General features: G+C 68.9%; 1 protein-coding gene. It reads right to left on the bottom strand.

What is annotated here, in order from left to right:
* Positions 1-30: 30 nt before the first annotated feature.
* The gene (locus KDK82_RS19845; RefSeq protein WP_065345339.1) at positions 31-672 is read right to left on the bottom strand and encodes a histidine phosphatase family protein; all 642 of its coding nucleotides are present in this window, start codon (positions 670-672) and stop codon (positions 31-33) included.
* Positions 673-731: the final 59 nt, after the last annotated feature.

The following is a 731-nucleotide window of genomic DNA, read 5'->3' on the forward strand; positions in this document are numbered from 1 at the left end:
GCGCTGCGGCGCCCTTCCCCGTGCGGGTGCTTAGCTGAAAACCTCGTCGCGCGCACCGCCTTCCAGGTGCTGCACATCGCCCCAGCCGACCAGGCCCAGGCCCTGGGGCGTCCACAGCAGGCGGTTGATGGCCGCGTTGCCCAGCGCCCAGGTGCGGGGTGCCTGCACTTCCTGGTGCGTGGCTAGGCGGTAGAGCACATCCATCACGCCGCCATGCGCCACGATCACGATCTGCTCGCCGGGATGGCCACTGGCCAGCCGGTTCACCGTGGCCGAGATGCGGTCGCGCAGCATCAGCAGCGACTCGCCGCCGCCGGCGGGCACGAACTCGGGATCGCGCTTGCGCCAGCGCAGCGCATCTTCCGGGTGGGACGCCTCGATATCGTTGAAGGTCTGGCCCTCGAAGCTGCCGAAGCAGCGCTCGCGCAGGCCCTTGTCGGCCGTCAGCGTCGCCCCCGTGCTTGCGGCCACGGCCTCGGCCGTGACATAGGCACGCAGAAGGTCGCTGCTGTAGATGGCGGCCACCGGCTCACCCGCCAGGGCCTTGCCGGCCTGGGCGGCCTGCCAAAGTCCCATGTCGTTCAGAGGAATGTCCAGATGGCCCTGGATGCGGGCGTCCACATTCCAGGCGGTTTCTCCGTGGCGGATGGCAATGATGCGCGTGGCTTGCATGAGGGGCTGGCGTGGGGTGCTGCAAAAAGGAGCAGGCATTGTCCCGCAAGCCAGGCAAG

It is taken from the genome of Delftia sp. K82, assembly GCF_002193035.1.
Taxonomy (GTDB): Bacteria; Pseudomonadota; Gammaproteobacteria; order Burkholderiales; family Burkholderiaceae_C; genus Comamonas; species Comamonas acidovorans.

Coding starts and splice junctions, on each gene's coding strand:
- KDK82_RS19845 (WP_065345339.1), bottom strand. CDS start 672: ATGCAAGCCACGCGCATCATTGCCATCCGCCACGGAGAAACCGCCTGG.